At 31.2% G+C, this 25457-nt stretch carries 23 protein-coding genes; 17 read left to right on the top strand and 6 right to left on the bottom strand.

The genetic code is table 11. The features are described from left to right. The first annotated feature begins 14 nt into the window (after positions 1-14). The 3 genes from BK011_02625 to BK011_02615 all read left to right on the top strand — a co-directional run bounded on the left by BK011_02625 (position 15) and on the right by BK011_02615 (position 3227). Entirely contained in the window at positions 15-932 is a 918-nt protein-coding gene (locus BK011_02625; GenBank protein ID AUD64626.1) for a hypothetical protein, read from the top strand. Between the two features lie 437 nt (positions 933-1369). Then, positions 1370-2485, top strand: coding sequence for a hypothetical protein (locus BK011_02620; GenBank protein AUD64625.1), 1116 nt, complete (start codon positions 1370-1372; stop codon positions 2483-2485). Continuing rightward, positions 2445-3227 carry a hypothetical protein gene (locus tag BK011_02615; GenBank protein ID AUD64624.1) on the top strand — a complete coding sequence of 261 codons (783 nt, stop codon included), beginning with the start codon at positions 2445-2447 and terminating at the stop codon, positions 3225-3227. The genes BK011_02620 and BK011_02615 overlap by 41 nt, the downstream gene beginning before the upstream one ends. Here the strand turns inward: BK011_02615 and BK011_02610 are convergent. The 6 genes from BK011_02610 to BK011_02585 form a co-directional block, all read right to left on the bottom strand. Continuing rightward, positions 3201-3728 carry a biotin--[acetyl-CoA-carboxylase] ligase gene (locus BK011_02610; GenBank protein AUD64623.1) on the bottom strand — a complete coding sequence of 176 codons (528 nt, stop codon included), beginning with the start codon at positions 3726-3728 and terminating at the stop codon, positions 3201-3203. The two genes, BK011_02615 and BK011_02610, sit on opposite strands and share 27 nt — an antisense overlap. 1 nt (position 3729) lies before the next feature. Then, positions 3730-4890: a glutaconyl-CoA decarboxylase subunit beta gene (locus BK011_02605; GenBank protein AUD64622.1), complete on the bottom strand. Its 1161-nt coding sequence runs from the start codon at positions 4888-4890 to the stop codon at positions 3730-3732. Positions 4891-4893: 3 nt separating this feature from the next. Continuing rightward, the gene (locus BK011_02600; protein ID AUD66124.1) at positions 4894-5220 is read right to left on the bottom strand and encodes a hypothetical protein; all 327 of its coding nucleotides are present in this window, start codon (positions 5218-5220) and stop codon (positions 4894-4896) included. A 14-nt stretch (positions 5221-5234) separates the two neighbouring features. Further along, complete coding sequence (locus BK011_02595; protein ID AUD64621.1) at positions 5235-5522, bottom strand: hypothetical protein; 288 nt, start codon at positions 5520-5522, stop codon at positions 5235-5237. Position 5523: 1 nt separating this feature from the next. After that, positions 5524-6921, bottom strand: coding sequence for an oxaloacetate decarboxylase (locus BK011_02590; protein AUD64620.1), 1398 nt, complete (start codon positions 6919-6921; stop codon positions 5524-5526). 211 nt (positions 6922-7132) lie between these two features. Beyond that, complete coding sequence (locus BK011_02585) at positions 7133-8047, bottom strand: hypothetical protein (protein ID AUD64619.1); 915 nt, start codon at positions 8045-8047, stop codon at positions 7133-7135. Between the two features lie 127 nt (positions 8048-8174). Between BK011_02585 and BK011_02580 the strand changes: the two genes are divergently transcribed. The 14 genes from BK011_02580 to BK011_02515 all read left to right on the top strand — a co-directional run bounded on the left by BK011_02580 (position 8175) and on the right by BK011_02515 (position 25441). After that, positions 8175-8954: a hypothetical protein gene (locus BK011_02580; GenBank protein ID AUD64618.1), complete on the top strand. Its 780-nt coding sequence runs from the start codon at positions 8175-8177 to the stop codon at positions 8952-8954. 117 nt (positions 8955-9071) lie between these two features. Then, positions 9072-11144: a hypothetical protein gene (locus BK011_02575; GenBank protein ID AUD64617.1), complete on the top strand. Its 2073-nt coding sequence runs from the start codon at positions 9072-9074 to the stop codon at positions 11142-11144. A gap of 22 nt (positions 11145-11166) precedes the next feature. Further along, the gene (locus BK011_02570; protein ID AUD64616.1) at positions 11167-12966 is read left to right on the top strand and encodes a hypothetical protein; all 1800 of its coding nucleotides are present in this window, start codon (positions 11167-11169) and stop codon (positions 12964-12966) included. A 12-nt stretch (positions 12967-12978) separates the two neighbouring features. Then, entirely contained in the window at positions 12979-13848 is an 870-nt protein-coding gene (locus tag BK011_02565; GenBank protein ID AUD64615.1) for a sugar ABC transporter ATP-binding protein, read from the top strand. A gap of 10 nt (positions 13849-13858) precedes the next feature. Beyond that, positions 13859-15169, top strand: a complete 1311-nt coding sequence (locus tag BK011_02560; GenBank protein ID AUD64614.1) for a hypothetical protein — start codon at positions 13859-13861, stop codon at positions 15167-15169. Between the two features lie 12 nt (positions 15170-15181). Then, positions 15182-16099 (top strand): ABC transporter permease, encoded by a 918-nt coding sequence (locus BK011_02555; protein ID AUD64613.1) that lies wholly within the window; start codon positions 15182-15184, stop codon positions 16097-16099. A 33-nt stretch (positions 16100-16132) separates the two neighbouring features. After that, a complete protein-coding gene (locus BK011_02550; protein AUD64612.1) occupies positions 16133-16966 on the top strand; it encodes a hypothetical protein in 834 nt (277 codons plus the stop codon). 19 nt (positions 16967-16985) lie between these two features. Then, positions 16986-17588, top strand: coding sequence for a hypothetical protein (locus BK011_02545; GenBank protein AUD64611.1), 603 nt, complete (start codon positions 16986-16988; stop codon positions 17586-17588). 1 nt (position 17589) lies between these two features. Next, a complete protein-coding gene (locus BK011_02540; protein ID AUD64610.1) occupies positions 17590-19302 on the top strand; it encodes a mannose-6-phosphate isomerase in 1713 nt (570 codons plus the stop codon). A 103-nt stretch (positions 19303-19405) separates the two neighbouring features. Further along, a complete protein-coding gene (locus BK011_02535; protein AUD66123.1) occupies positions 19406-20002 on the top strand; it encodes a hypothetical protein in 597 nt (198 codons plus the stop codon). A 39-nt stretch (positions 20003-20041) separates the two neighbouring features. Next, on the top strand, positions 20042-20992 hold the full coding sequence (locus BK011_02530) for a hypothetical protein (GenBank protein AUD64609.1): 951 nt from the start codon (positions 20042-20044) through the stop codon (positions 20990-20992). 310 nt (positions 20993-21302) lie between these two features. Continuing rightward, a complete protein-coding gene (locus tag BK011_02525; protein ID AUD64608.1) occupies positions 21303-22406 on the top strand; it encodes a hypothetical protein in 1104 nt (367 codons plus the stop codon). Further along, positions 22403-24070, top strand: coding sequence for a hypothetical protein (locus BK011_02520; protein AUD64607.1), 1668 nt, complete (start codon positions 22403-22405; stop codon positions 24068-24070). The genes BK011_02525 and BK011_02520 overlap by 4 nt, the downstream gene beginning before the upstream one ends. A gap of 15 nt (positions 24071-24085) precedes the next feature. Beyond that, on the top strand, positions 24086-25441 hold the full coding sequence (locus BK011_02515; protein AUD64606.1) for a hypothetical protein: 1356 nt from the start codon (positions 24086-24088) through the stop codon (positions 25439-25441). Positions 25442-25457: the final 16 nt, after the last annotated feature.

Raw genomic sequence — 25457 nt, 5'->3', positions numbered from 1 at the left:
GAAAGGACTTATTCATGCATAAAACCATACATAACATAAAATCTTATCTAGACATACACGCAGATGAGGTAATCAAACATCTTGTTTTTGATTTATTACACGATAAACAAAAATTAGAACAACATCCGTATGTATCAAACATCATGAACATAGACCGTTTGACGGGGATTCATGGGAGAAAAGATACAGATTTTGAAAATATTATGTCGAGGCTATTAGATTTAGGATACGATAAAAATCATTTATTAGTCGATCAATTATCCAAACAAGTACTAAATCTTGATATTTGGTGCAATCATGAAGATTTTGACCAAGAAATTAGGGCTGTTGTTGCATATCCATTCTTAATAAGAGCTGGTTATATGAACGAAAAAGTAGTGCATAATTATTTTTATAAGCGATTAAAAAAAATTGAAGATACAATTAAGTATAGAGGATATAATTTTTTTGAATCAATTGATCGCAAGGATGAAAATCAAAGTTTGATCTTTAATATCAATCCAAAAGAAGAGGCTTTGCCTACCATTTATGACCTATATGCATGGGCATATGTTGATATCAATGATCAAGATTTAAGTCACAGAATCAATGAGATTGTGCTATATATCGTTGATCAAAGGTTTCAGTTGATTCCAGAAAAAGCTTATATCAAAAGTTCAAAGAGATCTTATAAGTTTGCTGCAGGTAGTGTGTATCATGCAGTGAACATTAAACAGAGGAAAGTTTTATTTGCTAGTTTGCTGTCAAGATTTTCTTGCATGAAATCACATACGTATATGCAAAATATACTGAATGAATTTGATGGTTATCGTGATGTTGATGGATTATATGCATTTCCTAAAAGTTATTTAAAAGAAAAGAAAGATCAATATCATCTCTATTCTGGTGCACATATGAGCTTTGGTGAATCAAAAAACGCAAGACATGGGTAAAAATAGAATCAAACTATTGGATGTTGAAAATTCTAGAAAATCTCAACCACTAACATAAGGAGACATTACAACACATCAATAATGAAGATGTTGTTATGTCTATTTTTGATGTATTTCACAGAATTGCACGGTGTTCGTTGATAAAATGATCAAATCAAATGCAATCGAAAACTAAAATCAGTTTTTAAGTGCAAATATAATAGCGAAAACCAACATAAGAGATTAAAAGTACTGAAATATAAGCACTATGAAAAAAATTTTGTTATTAGTGATTTCGTACGTATATTTACAAAGCAAAAAGTAAAAAGTGAACTTTCTAATCGATTTTAGTCACTATATAAAAAGAGTTAATTCACACAATCTAACATAGTGTAAAAAAATTACGGGTTTATTGACAAAAAATTACACCCGTGATAATATTATTTTGAGGTGGTAATATGTTGCGAGAATTTAAGGTGAAAAATTATAAGAGTTTTAAGGATGAAATATTAATTGATTTTACTAAGTTCAAAGATTACAAGTATAATAGTTACGTTATACAAAATGACTTAATTAATACTGCAATTATTTATGGTAAAAATTCTTCTGGCAAAACCAATCTTGGATTAGCCTTATTTGATATAACCACTCATTTAATTGATAGAGAAACAATACCGTTGCAATTATCTTATTACTTAAATGCAGATAGTGATGAATCTCATTCTACCTTCAATTATAAGATAGCTATTGATAATAATCTAATCCAATACTCGTATAGGAAAGCACAAGCAAATAAACTATTATACGAAGAGTTCTATATGAATAATGAAAAAGTATTTAGTTATAATTTTGAAACTCATAAAGGTGATTTCCATAATTTGAAGGCAATTGATGCTCAATTGCTTAATTTTGAGTTCACAGATGAAAAGTTAAATATTTCTATGGTTAGATATATAGCAAATAATGCTAATTTATCTAGATCATCAATTATTAAAAAATTCATGGATTTTGTCAGTCATATGCTGTGGTTTAGATCAGTTGAAAGCAACTCCTATATTGGTTATTTGAAAGGTGGCGAAGCCATAACGACCAACATAATTAAAAACGGAATGGTTAGTTCTTTTAATAAGTTTTTAAATGAAGTTGGTATAAAAAGTGATTTACAAGTTGTAAAAGATGCTTTAGGGAATGAAATAATCGCAAATAAATTCACTAATAAATTATTGCCATTCTGGGAAACTGCATCAAGTGGTACACACGCTCTTACACTTTTTTTCTATTGGAGCCAAAAATTCATGGATGTTTCATTTTTGTTTATTGATGAGTTTGATGCATTTTATCATACAGAATTATCCGAATATATTTTAAAATTAATTAGCCATAGAAAAGGATTTCAAACAGTTTTTACTACACATAATACTGCTTTAATGACGAACTCTATCTTAAGACCAGATTGCTACTTTATATTATCCAATAATAGTTTAAAACCTCTAACTGATTGTACTGAGAGAGAACTTAGAGAAGGTCACAATCTTGAAAAAATGTATAGAAATGGTGAGTTTATTGATACATAAAAATATACTTTTTATAGTTGAAGGTGAAGATACAGAACCCAAACTTTTGAAAAAAATATACAAATACATGCTTGTAGATGAATATGAAGTTTATTCCTATAAAACATGTATATATGAGTTGTATGAAGAACTAGATAGAGATGAGTACTTAGATATACTTCAATTGCTTAAAGAAAAAACGACTTCTGATCACGATAGAAGAATCTTAAGCCGTAAATACGCTGCAATTTATTTAATTTTTGATTTTGAACCTTTATATCACAGATATGATTTTGAAAAAATTAAAAATATGATTAAGTTTTTCAATGAATCCTCGGAAAATGGTAGGTTATATATTAATTATCCTGCTGTAGAGTCACATAGACATTTAAGGATGATGCCTGATAATTCATTTTTAGAACTGAAAGTTAATGAAACTCAAATAAGAAGATATAAACATTTTGTATCATTGAATAGTGATTATACTGACCTAAATTCTTATACATACGATATAGTATTGGAAATGATAGCACATCATTTTATTAAGTATAACTACATACTTTATGGGGATAATAGAATGTCGACTATAGATCAATTTCGGATGCTGAGTTACAAAGAAGACATAAAGATAGCTGAAATTCAAGATGCTTTATTTAAAAGTGAGGATAATTCTGTACTAGTTTTAAATACATCGCTATTTTATATTATCGATTTAAAACCAGAATCGTTTTTTAAATCAAGAGTTAAAAGCCTTAGACTGTAATATGATTTTATCAACAATTTTACTTATCAAATGATTTTTTTCTCCATATTTACCTAACGCTAAGAATAATGAAATGGCATTCCCTTCCAATTCAGGAGGGAATTTTTTTTGATTCACATTAATCCCAAATCCTATAATAACAGCTAACACTTCATTACCCATAATAATAGATTCAGCTAATATCCCAGCAACTTTTTTACCGTGGATCATGAGATCATTTGGATTTTTAATAGTTATATCCTCACAATACTCAGATAAAGCATCTTTAAGCCACCCAGCAGCTAAAAAAGGCATCTCTTTGATATCAATATCATTGATGCCTTCTTTGAGTAATATGGAAAACATAAGTGAATCTTTATCTCCATACCATACATGATTCCCTTGTCCTCTACCTTTTGTTTGATAATCAGCAGAGACAACAGTCATATGATCAAGTTCTTGGTAATGTTTTTTTAAATAACTATTTGTTGAATCTATTTCTTTAAAATGTATATGTTTCATATTAGAAGAACATTAAGAATAATCCTGCAGCAATCGCAGATCCAATCACACCAGCAACATTAGGTCCCATCGCATGCATTAAGAGATAATTATTTTGATCAACAAGCTGTCCTTCCTTGTGGACAACTCTTGCTGCCATAGGGACTGCAGAAACACCAGCAGCACCAATCATTGGATTAACTTTACCTTTAGTAAGTTTACACATCACCTTACCACCTAAGACACCTGATGCAGTTGCTATTGCAAATGCAAATAATCCAAGGCCGATAATCATTAAAGTTTCAAGTCTTAAAAAACTTGTACCTGCCGTAGTTGCACCAATCGATAAACCTAGTAGTATCGTAATGATATATAATAATGATTCTCCAGCTGTTTTAGTTAAATTAGGAACAACTTTAGATTCCTTAATTAAATTACCTAACATAAGCATACCAATAATTGGTGCAGAAGAAGGAATGAGTGTCATACAGATCACACTTACAATGACAGAAAAAGAAATCTTTTCGATTTGTTTAACTTCTCTTAATTGCTCCATTTTAATGGCACGTTCTTTTTTAGTTGTTAACATTCTTATAATTGGTGGCTGAATCATTGGAACTAGTGCCATATAAGAATATGCAGCAAGTGATATTGCACCAATTAAATGGGGTGCAAGCTCACTGGATAGTAGAATAGATGTTGGTCCATCTGCACCACCAATAATACCGATAGAAGCCGATTCTGCACCACTAAAGCCTAATAGGATAGCACCTAAAAATGTGATAAAAATCCCGATTTGTGCAGCAGCTCCTAAAAGCATCGATTTTGGATTTGCAATTAAAGGTCCAAAATCAGTGGTTGCTCCTATGCCTAGGAAAATTAAAGGTGGATAGATCCCAAGTTTTACACCATAATATAAAAATCCTAATAAGCCCTCATAGGTTGTTTTTTCGATACCATCGACGATGGTCTTCGTTTCTACAAACATATGGGTGTTTGGGATGTTTACAAGTAACATCGCAAATCCAATAGGGATTAATAGATAAGGTTCAAATTTTTTAAATATTGCTAAGTATAATAACGTCAGTGAAATGATAATCATCACAAAGTATTTCCAACCATCGGGTTGGAAAAAGAAGTAGAGTCCTGTACTCTTAAAAAAATCTATGATAGCATCAAACATGATTTATCCGATAACTAACATCAGTTGATTGATTTCAACTTGATCGTTTTCTTTGATTAAAAGTTGTCTGACATATCCATCAACTGGACATAAGATATCATTTTCTAGTTTCATCGCTTCTAAAACCATTAAGACATCACCTTTTTTAACAGTCGTGCCTACTTTGACATTAAGTGTAGTAATCTTGCCTTGCATAGGGGCTAAGACATTGGTTTTAGATTCTTCTTTGGGTTCTTGTTTTTTTAAGACAGGTTTTGATTCTATTTCTTCAATACTTTCAACTTCAACTTCGTAAGATTTACCATTGACATTTATTTTATAGAGTTTCATGATGGATCCTTTCATTAACCTTTAATTTCTTTGATTGAGATGATTCGAACATCTTTATTGATTTCGTTGTAATAATCGATGGATGCGATTAATGCCGCTACCATCATATCTTCATCTTTAATATCGGATAAAGATATAGATTTTTTAATCGTTTTGATTTCTGGAGCTTCTATAGCTTTTTTCTCAATAACGATATATTTTAGTAAACTAATCGATAATGCAACAAACCCTAGGATTAAAAAGACTGTAATAATGCTAAATAGTGAGATGAGTAGTCCATCTGACAATGTATTATAAATCATATCAATCACCATCCCCTACCGTTACGCTAAAGGCATAAATTTCTTGTTTAGGTTTCGGTTTTTCTTGATATTTCTTTTCTAAAAATGAAATCGCAACTTTACCAAATAAAGCTATTGATAAAATATCTTCATCAGATTTAGCAAACCCTTCATATTTTTTCTTTAAGTCTTCAAATTCAGGTTTTAGATTATCTGCTGGTCTATGGGTAATGATTTCATCATCACCAATGATCTTAGCTAAAACCAATGCATTGACTTTTGCTGGAGCTTTCCCATATAAACCATGAAGATATTCTCTAACTTCCTTAGAAACGATTTTATAAGGGTCTCTAGTCATAACATTCATGACTGCTTGTGTACCTACCATTTGAGAGATAGGTGTTACAAGTGGCGGATATCCTAAGTCTTTTCTAACAATAGGGACTTCTTTTAAGACTTTTTCATAATCGTCCATTTGATTTTGTTCTTTAAGTTGACTCATTAAGTTTGATAACATGCCCCCAGGCACTTGGTATTCTAAGATATTCGGATTAGAAGTGAGTGCTTTAGGATTTAAGATACCTTTACTTAAATACGCATCTTTAATCACTGTGAGTTTTTCAGAAGCTTTCTTTAATAGATTGATATCAAGATGAGTGTCATAAGGTGTACCCTTTAAAATATGATAAAAAGATTCTGTAGCCACTTGAGAAGTACCACCTGATAAAGGTGATAGTGCAGTGTCGATGATATCGACACCTGCTTCAATGGCTTTCATATAGGTTGCTTCCATGATCCCTGCAGTCGCGTGACCATGAAGATTGATTGGTAGTTTCGTATTTTGTTTTAAAGCTCTAATAAGGTTATACGCATCAGTGGGTAGAAGTATACCCGCCATATCTTTAATACATAATGAGTCAGCGCCCATCGCTTCAACTTCTTGAGCTAATTTTACATAATAATCAATGGTGTGTACAGGAGAAGTCGTATAAGATAGAGCGATTTGACAATGACCGCCATATTTTTTTGTCGCATCTACAGCTGACTTTAAGTTTCTTACATCATTTAAAGCATCAAAGATTCTAATGATATCAATCCCGTTTTCAATGGATTTTTGCACAAATTTATCAACGATATCATCTGGATAATGACGATAACCTAAGATGTTTTGTCCTCTAAATAGCATTTGTAGTTTTGTATTAGGTGCAAGTTTCTTTATCTCTCTTAAACGCTCCCATGGATCTTCATCTAAGAAGCGTAAACACGCATCAAAGGTTGCGCCTCCCCAAACCTCTAAAGCATGAAATCCTGCTTGATCTAGCTCTGGTATGATGGATAATATATCTTTGGTTGTCATTCGTGTGGCCATTAAGGATTGATGGCCATCACGCATGGATGTTTCAACAATTTTTACTGACATGAATAAAACTCCTCGTCTAATTTGCATAAAAAAGTTATGAAAGTGCTTCCATAACAATTTTAACATAGGATAGGTATAATTTCGAGTAGAAAATTATGATTTATGAACTTTGTTACATATATTTAAAAATATATTGACATTTATTAATAACCCTTCATTAAAACAAGTATTTTCCATTCAAATTTAACATATGAATGGATGTTTAAAATCTTTATTTCAAAAGTTTTTTAGCCATCATAGCTGCAGCATCAGCTGGATCTATGATTGGCTTAATAATATTGATATGAGGATCGATAAGTTTCACTTTTCTATGCAACTCATCTCTATAATATCCTGAAGCGTTTCCCAATGAACCGATAACGACTAAAGTCTTGTTTTTTAAGTTGATATTGTTATATACTCCTCTAACTGCAAGTGCACATTCATCTGTTGCGAGATCAACAATTCTTTTTGCATGAGGATTGTTTTTGTTTGCATACATCGTAACAATTGGAGCAAGACTTGCAGTCTTTGTTCTATTTCCATAATAGCTTTCCATAATTGGAATGATATCCGTAGCTTTAGTCAGTCCAATTGAGTCAGCAATATCTACCGCAAAATCGTCTTTTTCATATCTGCCATCAAAAGCTCTAATCACATATCTGATAGCTTCTCGACCTAAATGGAAACCACTACCAAGTTCGCCTTCTTTATAACCCCATCCGGCTGATTTATGTGATTTATGTATATCTTTTCCAAAAGCGACCATACCTGTTCCACAAATCAAAGAAATACCTTCTTCAAAGCATCCACCTGAATATAATGCATTTTCCATATCGTTTCTTGCTTGAACAATCGCATGTTCAGTTAAATATGGAAGATCTTTTACGATACGCTCAACTTTATTGCAATCTTCATCAAAAACAATACCACCTAACCCAATAAAAGCAGCATCTATCTTATCATGTGGATGTGCGTCGAAATATGGTTTTAAAGCATCAGAAAATGCTTGTTTAGTGGTTTTAAGATCAACGGTATCAATCGATGATGGTCCACTTGTATGTTGATAAATGACTTTCTCTTTTTCATTCATTAAAGTTACTTTCGTTTTCGTACCGCCACCATCAATACCTAAATATATTGCCAAAGTAATCATCCCTTCAAGATTAATCTAGTTTAAAGATATCTTAATTTATAAAATTTGTCAAACATTCTCAAATATAAAGATATACAAAGTGAGGATATCTATTAAATGTATTATTAATGTATTGTAAATGTATCAATATCATGATACAATTAAAGAAAAATACGAAGGTGAGATAATGAAAATTAGTATGATAGACAAACAGCCTTTATACGTTCAAGTAAGAAATGATATGCGCTATAAAATTGAAAGTGGCGAATGGAAAGAAGGAGAAATCATTCCCTCTGAAAAAGAGCTAACTGAACAATATGGTGTCAGTAGAGTAACTATACGTACAGCCATCAAAGCTTTAGTGCAAGAACAATACTTGATCAGGCGTGCTGGCTATGGTACAACCGTATATAAGAACAAATCAAGCCTTTCGAATTTTACAATGATTAGAAGTTTCACCAATGAAATGAATGAAATGGGTCTGCCAAGTAAAACAATGGAAGCTGAGCTAAAACTCATTGAGGCTGATGTTACTTTAGCATCTATATTCAACATCAATGAGGGAGATAAGTTATATAATTTAAAACGCGTTAGAGGAACTGTTATTCCAATATTGTTTTCTGATTCTTATCTGCTCCCCGTTGTTAAAATCCCAAATGATCAAGCAGTTTTAAAAGGCTCGCTTTATGAGTATTTGGCTTCTCAAAACGTATATTTCAATGTCTTTGAAGAATACATTAGTGCAGTAGAAGCACCGAAACAAATTAAAAACTTATTACAAATTTATGACGATACACCTCAGCTCAAAAGAAAAAGATTCAGTTATAATGAATCAAATCGCTTAATTGAATATACAGAGACTTATTATAATTCAAAACATTATGAATATAGAACTAGATTATATTACCGCAAGAAATAATTCTTGTGGTTTTTTTATCTAATTGTATTATAAAAGTTATAAATGTATTATAAATGTATTGAAATATGGTTTAGCTTATGATATATTAAAAATAGAAAACGCTTGCAAGGTGATGCCATGAAAAAGATTATACTAAGTTTATTTGTTATTATCCTTCTACTACTAAGTGCTTGTCAAAAACAACTAGAACCCATTGTTATTGAAGAAACTGATTATGTTTTTACTGAAACTGTTGGAGATAAAATTGAAGTGATTGACATAGATATTCCATATAGTACAACTGAAGGTCAAATAGATAATTTCATTAATATCCATAAACCTAAGGAAATTAACCCGTTATATTTTATAAGTTCAGATATCAAAACACATCAAATTATTTTTGTATTTGAACATATCTATCCAATTGATTATATAGCGATATATAATCCGGATAGCAAAGATGCTCTAGCTGTTGAGGATGTCGATATTGATGTATCTTTAAATTTATTATCATATGATCGGTTATTTCAAGATTACGTATTGGAAAAAAGCGATAATCAGATAGAGTTAGGTGGAACTATGGCAAAATCAGTAAAAATCACATTTAACCAAAAAGATGAAAAACAAAAACTAACAGACGTATCTTTTTATTTAAATGATGGCATGATCGTTAAAGAAGACTTAGAAATGTCTGATGCGTTTTTAAGATATCAAGGATGGACAGGCGCAGACGGTATTTTCACATTTGATATGAACAATGGTGGTGATCGGATTGGTGTCGATCATGAAACGACAGGTTTTATTTTCTCTGACACTTTTGTTGGTGAAGTTTATGAAAACAACAAACTTAGAAAATCATCTTTGATCATCAATAATTCATTTGGCTATTTATCACATAATGATCCATTTGATCGTGATCAATTGTCATTCGACTATGATATAAAAGATGGTGTTGCTAAATCAGTGATAGAACCAAATGAAATGATTGGATCAAGAGCTAGAAATTTACTTGATAATGATGGTATCATGCCGAGTTATGACCAAAATGGTTTACTTACTAATGTTAATGAAGGTACGATGTGGTTATCCGATCAGATAGACAATGAACTGATTATTGATTTAAAAAAAGAAGTAGACGTATCATCGATTTATCTATGGAACTTCAATGAAACGATAACCTTTGGCGTCCAGTCATTTAATTTATATGTAGCAAAAGACCAAACATCTTTTACACTGATAGATACTTATGAGATAGAACAAGCAAGTGGTCTTGATCAATCAGCTTATCAATTAAGAATTGATTTAGATCAAGAAGATATAAGATACATAAAAATTGAGATTTTATCCTCTTATGATCAAACATACGTTGGACTTGGTAAATTATTAATACAAGATGAAAATCAGAATCCATTGTTTGGCAACATTACTGCAGCACATGAAATTACAGAGTTAACAGATAATGAAAAAACATCAAGATATTGGCTACAAGATGGTGTAATGATAGATCATCAATTATATGTATTTCCTATCCTAGTTAAAGATGATGCAGATATTTTTAAAGTACATCATGTATCCATGGTGGAAGTCCCAATTGTTGATCAAAGATTTGATTATAAAAATCAAAACTATTATTCAACACCACTGATGACACATACACCAGATGGTGGTGTGATCTATTATGGTGCAGGACTCATGGATCATAGAGATAAAGATGGATATATATACATATATGGTTATAAAGATTTAGATGGTAGACGTTTAACAGTGGGTAGATTTTTGCCTGAAGATATCAAGGATTTTAATAATTGGATGTATTTTGATGGGCAAGATTGGTCAAAAAACATCAACGAAAGTGTTGCACTGATCGATAAAGTATCTGCTGAACTTTCTGTTACATACATGACTGAAGGCTTATTTAAGGATAAATACATGCTTACAGTAATGGAAGATACAACAAGTGGAAAAATAAGTTATAGTTTGGCAGATTCACCTGTTGGACCATTTAGTGATTATACACTAATTTATCAAACCACTGAGGGATCGTACTTAAGAGATGCATTTAGTTATAATGCTAAATTGCATCCAAATTTGAGTGAACCAGGTAACTTTGTCATTAGCTATAATGTGAACACGAGAAGTGCTGGAGCGTTATCAGATGCAAGAATTTATTATCCTAGGTTTATACGTATGGTAGAAGTGAAAAAAAGATAAAACATAAGATAAGGGAGAACATATGAAATATCAAGATATTATTAAAAGTGTCAATTTAAAACAAGGCATCAATCAAATAGATTTAGGTTATATATATCCGATATCACCCATAAAAGATTCAAATCTTGAAATCAGTTATTTGATAGATGATGAAAAACAATCCATGATGTTTGATTGTATCTACGCAAATCATTTGGTTGTTGTAGCTCATAAAGAGACATCACTAGATATTCAATTAGGAAAAGGATATTATGTAGAGAAAAATGATACATTCACACAAAAATTTGTATCACACAACAAATGGTCAGGTGGAGATGGGATCTACTCGTTTAATTTGACCAATGGTAATGATCAATTTGATCAGAAAGATGATATCCATACATTATTTGTTTTTGGAGATACGTTTGTTGGTAGATCAGATGAGAAAACACATCAAAGATTTCAACCACATCTTATGCCAAACAATTCAATTGCTTATAAGATAAAAGATGACATAGAATTTAAATTGAACTGGCAAGAAAATGGAGAGATTCAAGCGTTTTATCAAATGGATGAAGTGTTTGATGAAAATGGTTCGATTGCTCAAAATTTAGTGACTTATGATCAAAAAACAAATGTAGATTCATTTGTAAGTGGATATCACCCAAATCAATTAGAACTGATATTTGATTTACATAAGCCTCAATGCATCACTCACATGCATATATTCAATTATTTTTCAAAAGAGTCAAATGAGTTAGCAAAAAGAGGTTTAAAAAATATAGTGATTTCAGGCTCTCTTAATCAAATAGAGTATCAAGAGATTAAAAAACACACATTAAAAATGAGTTATTCTTTTGATGATTTTAATCACATTGATATCAATCAAACCTATAGATATATCAAGATAAGTGTTCAACCCAAAGATAAAGATGCAAATTATAATGACAAGACGTTTGAAGAAGGATTATTTGGTTTAAACAAAGTGAAATTCTTTAATGAAGATAGACAATATCGAGATATTAAAGTCACTTCAAATCATGTATTACTTAGAGATCATGATCATTCATGGATATGGCTACAAGATGGTGTAGTCATCAATGATTCACTTTATTTTATTCCAATGGTGGTTAATAGTGATTTAACACAACCAGAAGGATTACAATTTAAAATCAAAGGTGTTTCCATGTTTAAAACACCGATTGAAAACAATCAAATTGTTCCTGAAAAACGTATACAAAAAATGGCTCCGATCTTAGTTTATGATAAAGATAGTGAATATTTGTATGGTGGTGCCATCATGCCAAATTCACTTCAAGCAAATCCTAAATCTGGAAATGGTTACATTTATATTTATGGATATAAAACAACCATGGGCTTAAGAGAAATGATTGTAGCAAGAGTAAAAGAAGCGGATTTTGAATTTGTTGATGAATGGACCTATTTCGATGGCGAAAAATTCCAGTATGATATCTTAAAATCAGCTCCACTACTTAAGCACATTTCATGCGAGTTTTCAGTATCATTAGTTAACGAAGGGTTATATCAAGGAAAATACTTGGCAGTATTTACATATGATGTTAATACACCATATGTCTCATATGCTATTGGTGATACTCCTTATAGCCCATTTAGTAAACCACAAAAGGTTTATAAAACACCAGAACAAGAAATCTTTAAATCAACGACTTACACATATAATGCAAAAGCACATCCACACTTATCATCTTCTAAAAAAGTATTAGTATCTTATAATACCAATACATATAATTTTGATCATAATATGTCTAACTCAAACATTTATAGACCCAGATTCATTTTCTTAAACGACACTACAAAGTAAGAAGGTAATGATATGATTGATGAATATAAAAGACCGCTTTTAACAAAGAAACAACGGATTTTAATCAAGACGATACTTTTAAATATACTCTTAACGATTTTAAGTTTCGCGTTTGTATTTCCATTTTTATGGATGTTATTTACAGCATTAAAGACGCCACAAGAGTTATTACAAGGTACAGAAGTCTTTTTTCCAACAAAACCACAATGGGAAAACTTTAAAACCGCTGTTACAGCAATTCCGTTTTTTATGTATTTGAAAAACAGCTTGTTAATTGTGGTATTGGTAATGATTGGAACACTTTTTTCAGCAACAACTGCAGCTTATGCATTTGCTAAACTAAGTTGGAAAGGTAGAGACAAATGGTTTTTGGTTATGCTAGCAACGATGATGATTCCGATTCAAGTTATTTTGATTCCAACTTATATCATGTATGCTCAAATTGGATGGTTAGGCACAAGATTACCGTTAATTGTTCCAGCGTTCTTTGGTGGTGGTGCAGCATTTTATATCTTTTTACTCAGACAGTTTTATAAAGGAATTCCTAAAGAATTATCTGAAAGTGCAATCATAGATGGTGCAAATCACATTCAAATCTTTCTTAAAATCATGTTGCCTCTGACAAAACCAGCGATTATCACTGTTGCGTTATTCACATTTATGGCAACATGGAATGATTATTTTGGACCACTGATTTTCTTGAGTAATCCAGATCACTGGACGCTCGCGATAGGTCTGAGAGCATTTCAAACACAGTTTGGTGGTCGTTTTGATTTGATGATGGCCGCAGCATTATTAATTATGTTACCAACGCTTATTATATTCTTCTTTGCTCAAAAGAGTTTTATTGAAGGTATTACATTTACAGGAATAAAAGGATAGGAGAAAAAATATGAAAAAAATAGTTGTTTTAATGTTTACACTGTTATTAAGTTTCACATTAATTGCGTGTAATGGTGATGATTCAGGAGATAAAATCACAATTGATTTTTGGCATATGTCTCCAGTAGGTAGTGAATCATATTCAGGAATGAGATCGATTATTACTGAATTTAATGAATCACAAGATACATATTTTGTTAAAGGTACTGGTTTCTCGTTTTGGGATTACTGGGATAAAATCAATGTCGCAGTAAGTTCAAGAACTGCACCAGATGTAGGATTATCAACCATTGATGATGTTGAAGCAAGAGCATCAAAAGGCGTTTTGTATAACATCACAGATTTAATGGCAAATGATAATTCTGATACGAACTTGATTGATCTTAATGAGTTTAGACAATCACAATTAGATTTTGCTACTTATGATGGTGACATATATGCAATGCCATTTTCTGCAACAACAAGAGCATTATTCTATAACATTGACATGTTTGAAGAAGAAGGCCTAACTGAAGCAGACGTACCAACAACATGGAGTGAACTAGAAGAAATCGCTAAAAAATTTGATGTTGTTGAAGGTGGAGCAATTCAAAGATTAGGATTTGATCCAACGTATGGAAATGCGACATACCATGGATGGTTATGGCAAAAAGGTTTAGATTTCTTTGATGAAGATCAAAACCCAACATTAAACACTCAAGGTCATCGTGATGTCTTACAATGGATCATTGATTTTAATGGTAGTGATTATACAAGAAGTCAACTTACTGCCTTTGGTGAAGGAAATCAAATGCTAGGGATAAACCCTTTTGCAGCAGAAAGAGTCGCAATGATCGTAGAAGTTGATGGTTTATATCAAATCATTAAAAATAGTGGTGCAGATTTTGAATATGGTGTCGCACCTATTCCAATTCCAGATGAAGATGGCATTCATGTGAATTGGGGTAGTGGTTTCTCATTAGAACTTTATGATAATGGTAAAGATGAAAATGATCAAAAAGAAGGCGCATACGCTTTTGTTAAATACTTAATGAGTAAAGACACACAAATAGAATTAGCAGAAGTTAATGGGTGGATAATGAGCCACATTTCAGCGATGGAAGAATATGTTTCTGATAAACCAATCATGCAAAAATTGTTAGTAGAAGTTGATGATGCAATGGATAAAGTATATATTCCATATGCACCAGGTTGGCATGGCAATGATTGGCAACCGTTTTATAATCAAGCTTTAGAAGGAACATTGACTGTAAGTGAAGCATTAGAACAAGCAAGACTTAATTATTTACAAAAGAAGGAAAACTACGAAGCTACAAATTAACATAAAGGAGAAATGATTATGGCTAGTTCGATTACAAAGTTAAAAAAACAAGAAAATATAATCGGATACTTATTTGCGTCTCCTTGGTTATTTGGACTGATTGTACTTGGTGCATTTCCAATCTTGGCATCGCTTTATATTAGTTTCACGTCTTATGATATGATAGGTGTCCCAAAATTTATTGGGTTTGAAAACTATCGAATCTTGTTTACAAACGATAATATCTTTTGGCAAAGTTTAGGAAATACGATATATCATGTTGTAATCGCAATACCGTTAGGACTTTTGGTAGGTATATCTTTAGCATTATTGTTAAACAATAAAATTAAAGGTATGAGTATATATCGAACACTCTTTTATCTACCTAACGTTGTTAGTATTGTTGCGATGAGTTTATTATGGTTATGGTTGTTTCAACCAAGCTTTGGACTTATTAATGAAGTTTTATCCCCAGTCTATGAACTGTTTAAAATGGAGCCACTGCGTTGGCATCAAGATCCATCCACATCTAAGTTTACACTAATCTTGATGGGTTTATGGACTGCTGGAGGATCGATGGTAATCTATTTAGCGCAGATGCAAGATATACCAACGAGTTTATATGAATCAGCTGAAGTTGATGGTGCAAATTGGATTAAAAAAACCTTTTATATTACATTACCACTCATGACACCATCTATTTTCTTTAATCTGATTATGGGGCTTATCGGTGGATTTCAAGTCTTTACGATTGCCTATATTATGACAGCTGGGGGACCATCAAGATCAACATATTATTATGCTTACTATTTATTTGATAAGATGATGGTCGATCGAGCAATGGGTATGGCAAGTGCCATGGCTTGGATTTTATTAGTGATTGTTTTAATAATTACGGTTATTGCTTTACGCTTAAATAAATATGTTGTTTATTTAGGCGAAGAAAGTTAAATAATAAAAAAAATAAAAAAAGGGAGAAATAAAATGAAGAAATTACTTGTTTTAGTAGTTATGGCTGTATTTGCATTAACACTTACAGCATGTTGGCCAGGTGAAATCGGTGTTGTTACAGAATTCAATGCTGATGGATCAGGAACTCGTACCATCATGATAGAAGTTATGGATGATACTTTATCAGATACTGCAATTATCAATCCAGATGATCCAGATCAAGATGAAGGTAAAGGTGCTGTATTAAATGACAAGCATATTGATGGTGGTGTCATTGCTATTCAAACATGGTTAGAAGATAATGCACCAGATTTCATCACTGTTGAAGATGCAACTGTTGATGGATATGTACGTACATTTACAATGAGTTACTCATTTGATGATTTTGATGACTTCTTAGATAAATATGAACAACTTGTTAACTTATCACCAAACATGAGTTGGGATGACTTTGATGATTCAGAAAAACCAAGTTTAGATATGACAGGTGGTTTTACTAAGACATTAACATTCTATGAATCAAAAACTATTCTTGAAGCATCATTAGACTGGGCAATTGATGGCATTTATAATGATATTTACAATGAAGCTGATTTGGCTGGATTTGTGACTAAAGCAGATATCTCAGTATTAGCTGGTTACACAGTAAGAATTGGTGATGAAGAATTATCAGAAATCAGATATTATGATCCAAATGTATCAGAAAACAATGATGCTGGAGATACTGGTAAAGTGATTTTTGTTGAAAGTGATGATTTTGAACTTACAGGATCATTTACAAATACAGGTTTAATCGTTGGTTTAGTGATTGGTGCAGTTGCATTAATCGGTGGCGGTGTTTTCTTAGTATTAAAATTTAAAAAATAAGTAAAGGGAACTGATACATATGCTTAAAGAACTATATAAAAAAGCAACAGACATCGTTTATGCAAACTTCTTATGGATACTTTTTAGTTTTTTAGGCATATTATTAACTCTTGGTGCAGCTACAACTGCACTATTTAGAGTGATATTTCAAGTATTTAAAACAAAAGAGCCAACCAATGTGTTTCCTTTGTTCATTAAAAGTTTTAAAGAAAACTTTCTTCTAAGCACATTGGTTTACTTTTGTTTATTAATATTGGGTGTATCTACTTATATCATGCTTACATATGCGTTATATCATGATTTAGTTTTTCTCTTAGTGATTGCAATTTTTGTTAGTTATCAACTTATCATGTTTACAGTGTATTTTTTTCCAACTGTAGCACTTTTTGAAACTGCTTCACTTAAAGAACTGATCAAAAACGTATTATTATTAGCAAATTATCACTTATGGACAAATATAAAAATATTAGGTAGCTTTGTGTTTGTTGTCTTTTTAGTATTTTATGTACATGAAGCATTTTTACTGATAGGTGTAGCGATCTACGGATTTCTAGTAGCGTTTCATTTACAAAAAGTATATAAACCTTATATTGAACAATTAGACGAGGAAGGAACTGAGTAACATGGGATATTTGAATTTTAAAAGTGAATATAATAGAAATCCTGTGATCAAACTTACTGATCATGATGATCATGTTTATGAGGGCTTTACCAATATACATGAGCAATTAAAAAACATAAAAAAAGGTGTTGTTGTTTTTGAAACATATCCAGGTACTGACTTATCTGTTTTAAGAACACGCATAATCGATGGGTTGAACCCTGATCAATTGATCTTTATCGAACAGTATGCAAAACCTGAAGAAACCATTAATCAAATGCTCGCATATAACTTAACTGATGATCGAGTATTTGGTAAATATAGTTATCATAAGATAGAAGATTTTTATGATATAGATTCGATTAAAACAATCAATGAAAACATTGATAAAGATAAATTAACCATTGTTTATGGTTTTGGTGCTTCTTTAATTGATTTTGATACATTGATTATGGTTTCACTTACAAGATGGGAAATACAGTTAAGATATCGACAAGGAGCAACGAATTTTAGAATAGAAAATCAAGATGAAGATATTTTAAGAAAATATAAAAGAGGTTATTTTGTTGAATGGAGAGTTGCAGATCGAATCAAAGACCAATATATCAACGAGCTTGATTATGTCATTGATTTTAATGAGCTTGATCAACCAAAAATGATATCGAAAGCAGGTTATCATCTCATATTAGATGAAATGGTGAAAAGACCATTTAGAATGGTGCCTTATTTTGATCCAGGCGTTTGGGGTGGACAATGGATGAAAGAAGTTTGCCATTTAGATCCTAATAAACAAAATTTCGCTTGGAGTTTTGATGGTGTTCCAGAGGAAAACTCAATTAAGATTCAACTTGGAAAAACGATTGTTGAACTACCTGCTCAGGATCTAGTCCAATTTAGATCTATCGATCTTATGGGCAATAGAGTGCATGCGAGGTTTGGAAAACATTTTCCTATTAGATTTGACTTACTTGATACTTTTGAAGGGGGTAATTTATCTCTTCAAGTGCATCCATTAACCGAATATATACAAGAAACTTTTGGGATGACTTATACACAAGACGAAAGCTATTATATCTTAGATACAAAAGATGATGGTGTTGTTTATTTAGGATTTAAAGAAAACATAGATCAAGATGCCTTTAAAAATGATTTAAGAAAAGCAGAAAAAGGTGAAATTGTTTTTGATGCTGACAAGTATATCAATAAATTTCCAGCAAAAAAACATGATCACTTCTTAATTCCAGCAGGAACAATCCATTGTAGTGGAAAAAATACAATGGTTCTAGAAATCAGTGCATGTGTATATATATTTACATTTAAACTTTGGGATTGGGGAAGACTTGGACTTGACCAGAAACCTAGACCTGTTCATTTAGATCATGGCTTTAAGAACTTGCAATTTGACAGAGATACAACATATGTTAAAAATGAGTTGATTAATCAAATTGAACCAATTGATAAGTATAGTGAAATCACTGGATTACATGAAAGAGAGTTTTTAGAAACCATTAGATATACTTTTGATGATGAAGTTATTATAGATCTAAAAGGTAGTGTTAATGTGGGTAACTTAGTTGAAGGCACACATGCTAAAATCATGAGTTTAGATCATAGTTTTGACGATTATGAAGTTCATTATGCCGAAACATTTATTATGCCTGCTAAGATACAAAAAGTAAAGATGAAATGCTTAGATCCAAAGGGTTGTAAAGTGATCAAAGCACATGTGAGATGATAGTATGATATATGCGATTATAGGGCTTATTTGTTTGATGCCAGTTATATTTTACATCGGATATAGATATGGTTTTAAAAAAGCAAGTCAAGCTTTTTTTGAGATGCTGTTTAAGTTTGGTTTTGATTCAAAAGTTAAAGCTTTTAAGTCTTTGAATAAACATGCAAAACCAGATGGTATTGTTTTTGTTGGGGATTCAATTACTCAAGATTTCAATGTTCATGAATATTTTAAAGGATATCATGTCTATAATAGAGGTATTGGTGGAGATACAACTGAAGGTTTATTAAAAAGGTTAGATGTTTCAATTGATGAGTTAAAACCATCTCAAGTATTTATTCAGATGGGGACTAATGATTTAGAACTATTAGAAGCTACACCTGATGAGATTTATAAGCGTATCAGTGAAGTTGTTACACATATCAGAACACATTTTAAAAAGACTGAAATCTATTTGATTTCTCTTTATCCAGTCAATCCGCTTATGGATAAGACCACTGTAGGCAGAAGAACTAATGAAAACATTCAAAAAACAAACAGCTTAATAAAAACAATTCAAGGGATTACATTCATTAATATTTATGATAAACTGATTAATGAAGATGTTTTAAATCCGGATTATTCATTAGAAGGGCTTCATTTGAATCAAGAAGGATATGAAGTGGTTTCAAAAGTTATTCAACCATATTTAAAAAAATAACGGATCAATTTGATCCGTTTTGTAAGAAAAGGAGTAAAGATGGAAATATTATTCTTAGAACCTATATTTAAAGAACGTATATGGGGTGGGCAAAAATTAAAAAAAGTGTTTAATTATCCAATAAAAGATAAACCTATTGGTGAGTGCTGGGCTATATCTGGACATCAACATGGATCATCTAAAGTCTTAAATGGTCCTTATGAGGGTATGAAGTTAGATGATTTATTTAGTAACTTTAAAACTCAATTATTTAACAATGATCCAAGTGATAGATTTCCACTTCTCGTCAAGATTTTAGATGCGAATGATGATTTATCAATTCAAGTACATCCAGATGATCAGTATGCCATGACACATGAAAATGATTATGGAAAAACTGAGTGCTGGTATGTGATAGATGCCGATGAAGATGCAATCATCATTGATGGTCATTATGCACTTACAAAACAGGAGTTTATTGAAAAGATTAAACAAAATGATTTGTCTTTATGGAAAACAAGACAAATCAAAAAAGATGATTTTATCTATATTCCAGCTAAAAAAGTACATGCGATTGGTAAAGGTTCTTTGATATATGAAGTACAACAATCATCAGATACAACCTATAGAATATACGATTATGATAGAAAAGATGATCATGGTAAGAAAAGAGACTTGCATTTAGATAAAGCTTTAGATGTGATTGATTTGCCTTCTAAAGACATTGATGTTGATGTAAAGTTCATAAATCATGAATCATATGATTTATATCACTATATTAAAAATGAATATTTTGAATTAACTCGTGTAGATGTTAAACAATCATTTGTATTAAAAACGCATAAATATCAGTTATGCAGTGTATTAGAAGGTCATGGTTATGTCAATAATCATGAAATCAAAAAAGGAGACCATTTTATCCTTACTGGACAAGAGAGGGTAGAAGAAATTGTATTTAAAGGCAATATGCGCATCATGATGACACAAAGACCCTATGAATCTTATGTTTAGACACATTATCATTATTATAATTATTTATTCTCTTAACTATGGGTCTACGTTATTATAGCTTATCCATTAATATTTAATTAAATGAATTAAAGGTGGTTGTTCTAATTTTGAGCGATCATCTTTTTATTTTTATTTCTTAATATATCACCATATTGTTTTGGTATCATTCTGTTTTCAAAAGAAGCACGAATAAAAAATGTTACATGTAACAATAATATTCGATTATAGTGGTAAAATATATGTTGTGTAATATATGAAAACGTTTCAAAAAAATATAAAATATAGGTAAACAAGTTAAGGAGTGGCGTTTATGAATATTATCGTAGCGGTTGACTCATTTAAAGGAACACTATCTTCTTTAGAAATATCGCATTTATTAAAACTGCATTTTGAAAAGCAAGGCCATCATGTATTACCGATACCGATAAGTGATGGTGGAGAAGGTTTTGTCGATGCTATAGATTATCTTTTTAATAATGGACTGATTACTGTAGACACATATGGCCCATTACAAGATGCTATTCAAGCAAACTATATAAAATATCAAGATATTGCCTTTATTGAACTCAGTAGCGTATCGGGATTAAATAAAATTGATAAGTCAAGATTAAATCCATTAGAAACATCAACTTATGGACTTGGTCTTTTAGTTTTAGATGCCATTGATCAAGGTGCGAAAAAAATAGTTCTTGGCCTTGGGGGAAGTGCTACTAATGACGGTGGGGCAGGTATGCTTCAAGCATTAGGGGTAAAATTTTATCATAACGAAGAACTGATATTAGAACCCATGAGTGGGAAGTTGCTATCAAAAATCACTTCATTTGATACAGCTGCACTTGATCAAAAAATTAAGGGTATTTCTTTTGAACTAGCGAGTGATGTAAAAAATCTCTTATTAGGTAGTGATGGTTGTGCGCACATTTATGCAAAACAAAAAGGTGCAAATCAAAAGATGAGATCTAAGTTAGAAACCAATATGACCCATTTTGCAGATGTTGTTGAAAATCATTATAATCAGACATATCGATTCTTTGAAGGTGCTGGTGCTGCAGGTGGATTTGGATTTGGAGCAATGGCATTTTTGAATGCTAAAATTCATAGTGGTATTGATTACATGATTGATTTATTAAATTTGGATTCATATATTAAAACCTCAGACATCGTAATTGTAGGTGAAGGTAAATTAGATAAGCAAACTTCATTTGGTAAAGCACCTTATGGTATAGCTAAAATAGCTAAAAAATATAACAAGAAAGTGATTGGTATATTTGCTGTCAGTGAAGGGATTAGAGAAGCAAATTATCTTGATGAAGTTCATGTGATTGTTCCAAAATATGCAAGTGCTGATTTCTCAATGAATGAACCCAAAAAAGCATTAATAAAGATGTTAAACGATGTAGAGGTAACCATATGAAAGTGATTGAAATATTAAAAACAATCTATCCAGAACAATTTGAAGATGTTCATGTGAAGATTGAAAAGCTTATAGATAAACACAAAATAGAAAAACAAATCAATTGGGTATCAGAAGAAGATATCATGTTAATAACATATGGAGACTCAATCATAAAAGAAGGAGAAAAACCTTTAAAAACATTGAATCATTTTTTAAATACATTCACAAAAGATCAATTGACTAATGTACATCTTTTACCGATGTTTCCATTTTCATCAGATGATGGATTTTCAGTTATTGATTATGAAAAAATAAATCCAGATTTAGGTGATTGGGATGATATCAACGCGTTAGCAAAACACCGTGGTCTTATGTTTGATGCTGTGATCAATCATATTTCAAAATCAAGTGACTGGTTTCAAGGATATCTCAATGGTGATGAAACTTATAAAAACTATTTTGTGGAATGTGATCCTAAAAAAGATTATAGTGATGTGGTTAGACCAAGAGCACTACCTCTTTATTATCCATATCAGACAAGTGAAGGTATTAAATATGTTTGGGCAACATTTTCTGATGATCAAATCGATTTAAATTATGGGCATCCAGATGTGTTAATCCATATCTTAGAAATACTGATTAAATATGCAAAAAATGGTGCACGATTCATTAGATTTGATGCAGTAGGTTTCTTATGGAAAAAAATAGGGACATCGTCTATACATCTACATGAGACGCATTTACTTGTTCAACTGATGAGATATGTATTGGATCAAACAGTACCTGGTACAATCATTGTCTCAGAAACTAATGTACCACATAAAGAAAATATTACTTATTTTGGTGATGGAACGAATGAAGCACATATGGTTTATCAATTTCCACTACCACCACTTACCTTATTTTCATTTGTAAGTGGTGATGCAACCAAACTAACGGATTGGGCAAAAAGTCTAGATGATACTAAATTAACCAATCAAACGACTTATTTTAACTTTCTTGCGAGTCATGATGGTATAGGTATGAGACCTGTTGAAGATATATTAAATCATGAAGAAAAACAAATGCTGGTTAATCATGTAACAGTTAATGGTGGTAAAATCAGTTATAAAAATAACAAAGATGGTTCTACCACACCTTATGAACTCAATATTAGTTATCAAGATGCTGTTTCCAAATTAGGAGATACACAGAAGGTCAGAATATCTAAGTTTTTAGGAGCTCAAGTGATTTTGTTATCTATGATTGGTATACCAGGTATATACATTCATAGTTTATTAGGGTCTAGAAATGATTATGAAGGTTTAGAATCATCAAAGATTAACCGAAGAATAAACCGTGAGAAATTAAATTATGATTTGTTAGCCAAAGAAATCAAAGATTCAAATTCTACGAGATACCAAGTTTTTAATCAATATTTAGATTTGATTGATATTAGGAAACAACACAAAGCATTTTCACCTTTTGCGATTCAAGAGGTTTTGATGTTGGATCATCGCGTTTTTTCTTTAATTAGAGCCGATGAGAAAACTTCTGAACGCATACTTGTTTTAGTTAATGTATCTGATCAAGAAATCAAACTGGATACGCTTTATCAAGGAGAAGATTTGATTCATCAAGAACATATAAAAGACACAATCATATTGAAACCTTATCAGTATCGCTGGATACTCTTAAGTTAAAAAGAGGTATAAATCATGAATATTGCAATGATTCACTTTCGAGTAGGTGCAACTGACGGGGTTTCACTTGAAATGGATAAATGGAAAGAGAGTTTAGGAAAATTAGGACATCATGTGATCTATATAGCAGCAGAAGAAAATAATGCTAAAGCACATTTAATCAAAGAAATGAGTATTTATGGAGAAAAACATAAAACTTTTTTCCACAATTGTTATGAAAGTCTTGATGATTATGAGAGTGATATAGATTTAATGCATGATATTGATCATCAGGCAGATATGATTAAAACTAAACTCATTCAAATCATTAAAAATGAGCGAATTGATTTAATTATACCAAATAACGTCTCATCATTAGGATTAAACTTAGCAGTTTGTAAAGCCATCTCTGATGTGATCGATGAAACAAAAGTTAAAGTGATTTACCATCATCATGATTTTTATTGGGAAAGAGAACGATATGGACATCCAACTACACCAAAAGTCAATGAGATGTTAGAACGATATTTTCCAAATACAAAACATGAAGCAACGCACTGCGTGATCAATCAAATCGCAAAAAGAGAAATCAAAGATCGAAAAAATATTGATGCCATCGTCATCCCTAATGTCTTTGATTTTTCACAGGATTTATGGAAATTAGATGCATATAATAAAGATTTAAGAGAACGATTCAATATAAAAGATAATGATATTGTTTTTCTTCAAGCGACTCGTATTGAAGATAGAAAAGCGATTGAACTAGCCATTGATACGATAGAAATCTTTAACCAAAAATTAGCATCTTATGTTGGCATGACTCTATATAATGGAAAAGTTATTACCAATGCGTCTAAAGTATATCTGATATTATCGGGCTTAAATGAGCTTAAGGCTGATAAGTTTAAGAAACTAGAAGAAAAAATAAATAAAGCTAGTTATGACGTTAAACTGATCAATGATATCGTTGAATCAAAAAGAAATGAGGATAGCACACAAAAAAAATATGCTTTATGGGATATTTATACCATGTGTGATTTTGTAACCTATCCATCTATCTTAGAAGGATGGGGTAATCAATTTATTGAAGCGGTTTTTGCTAAAAAACCATTACTGATTTATGAGTATCCAGTTTATCTCACGGATATAAAAGCTTTAGGATTTGATGTCGTATCTTTAGGAGATACACATAAGGTTAATGATGATCAGATGGTTTATGTCGATCATGAGATTATTGAACAAGCTGAAATCCAAATATCAGAAATCTTATTTGACAGCACTAGGTATAAAGATTTAACAGAAAAAAATTTTGAAATTGCAAAAGATAAATTATCTTTTAAAGAATTAAGAAATATTCTGAAAAATATTATAAGTAACAAACAAATAAGTTAATAAATCCTATAAATTG

The sequence above is a fragment of the Tenericutes bacterium MZ-XQ genome, from assembly GCA_002838205.1.
Lineage (GTDB): Bacteria > Bacillota_I > Bacilli_A > Acholeplasmatales > Acholeplasmataceae > Mariniplasma.
This window is presented reverse-complemented; position numbering and strand designations above follow the sequence as displayed.

What these genes read in the sequence shown, in the direction of transcription:
- BK011_02625 (AUD64626.1), top strand. Translation starts at nt 15, where the DNA reads ATGCATAAAACCATACATAACATAAAATCTTATCTAGACATACACGCA.
- BK011_02620 (AUD64625.1), top strand. Translation starts at nt 1,370, where the DNA reads ATGTTGCGAGAATTTAAGGTGAAAAATTATAAGAGTTTTAAGGATGAA.
- BK011_02610 (AUD64623.1), bottom strand. Translation starts at nt 3,728, where the DNA reads ATGAAACATATACATTTTAAAGAAATAGATTCAACAAATAGTTATTTA.
- BK011_02605 (AUD64622.1), bottom strand. Translation starts at nt 4,890, where the DNA reads ATGTTTGATGCTATCATAGATTTTTTTAAGAGTACAGGACTCTACTTC.
- BK011_02600 (AUD66124.1), bottom strand. Translation starts at nt 5,220, where the DNA reads ATGAAACTCTATAAAATAAATGTCAATGGTAAATCTTACGAAGTTGAA.
- BK011_02595 (AUD64621.1), bottom strand. Translation starts at nt 5,522, where the DNA reads ATGATTTATAATACATTGTCAGATGGACTACTCATCTCACTATTTAGC.
- BK011_02590 (AUD64620.1), bottom strand. Translation starts at nt 6,921, where the DNA reads ATGTCAGTAAAAATTGTTGAAACATCCATGCGTGATGGCCATCAATCC.
- BK011_02580 (AUD64618.1), top strand. Translation starts at nt 8,175, where the DNA reads ATGTATCAATATCATGATACAATTAAAGAAAAATACGAAGGTGAGATA.
- BK011_02575 (AUD64617.1), top strand. Translation starts at nt 9,072, where the DNA reads ATGAAAAAGATTATACTAAGTTTATTTGTTATTATCCTTCTACTACTA.
- BK011_02570 (AUD64616.1), top strand. Translation starts at nt 11,167, where the DNA reads ATGAAATATCAAGATATTATTAAAAGTGTCAATTTAAAACAAGGCATC.
- BK011_02565 (AUD64615.1), top strand. Translation starts at nt 12,979, where the DNA reads ATGATTGATGAATATAAAAGACCGCTTTTAACAAAGAAACAACGGATT.
- BK011_02560 (AUD64614.1), top strand. Translation starts at nt 13,859, where the DNA reads ATGAAAAAAATAGTTGTTTTAATGTTTACACTGTTATTAAGTTTCACA.
- BK011_02555 (AUD64613.1), top strand. Translation starts at nt 15,182, where the DNA reads ATGATTATGGCTAGTTCGATTACAAAGTTAAAAAAACAAGAAAATATA.
- BK011_02550 (AUD64612.1), top strand. Translation starts at nt 16,133, where the DNA reads ATGAAGAAATTACTTGTTTTAGTAGTTATGGCTGTATTTGCATTAACA.
- BK011_02545 (AUD64611.1), top strand. Translation starts at nt 16,986, where the DNA reads ATGCTTAAAGAACTATATAAAAAAGCAACAGACATCGTTTATGCAAAC.
- BK011_02540 (AUD64610.1), top strand. Translation starts at nt 17,590, where the DNA reads ATGGGATATTTGAATTTTAAAAGTGAATATAATAGAAATCCTGTGATC.
- BK011_02535 (AUD66123.1), top strand. Translation starts at nt 19,406, where the DNA reads ATGCTGTTTAAGTTTGGTTTTGATTCAAAAGTTAAAGCTTTTAAGTCT.
- BK011_02530 (AUD64609.1), top strand. Translation starts at nt 20,042, where the DNA reads ATGGAAATATTATTCTTAGAACCTATATTTAAAGAACGTATATGGGGT.
- BK011_02525 (AUD64608.1), top strand. Translation starts at nt 21,303, where the DNA reads ATGAATATTATCGTAGCGGTTGACTCATTTAAAGGAACACTATCTTCT.
- BK011_02520 (AUD64607.1), top strand. Translation starts at nt 22,403, where the DNA reads ATGAAAGTGATTGAAATATTAAAAACAATCTATCCAGAACAATTTGAA.
- BK011_02515 (AUD64606.1), top strand. Translation starts at nt 24,086, where the DNA reads ATGAATATTGCAATGATTCACTTTCGAGTAGGTGCAACTGACGGGGTT.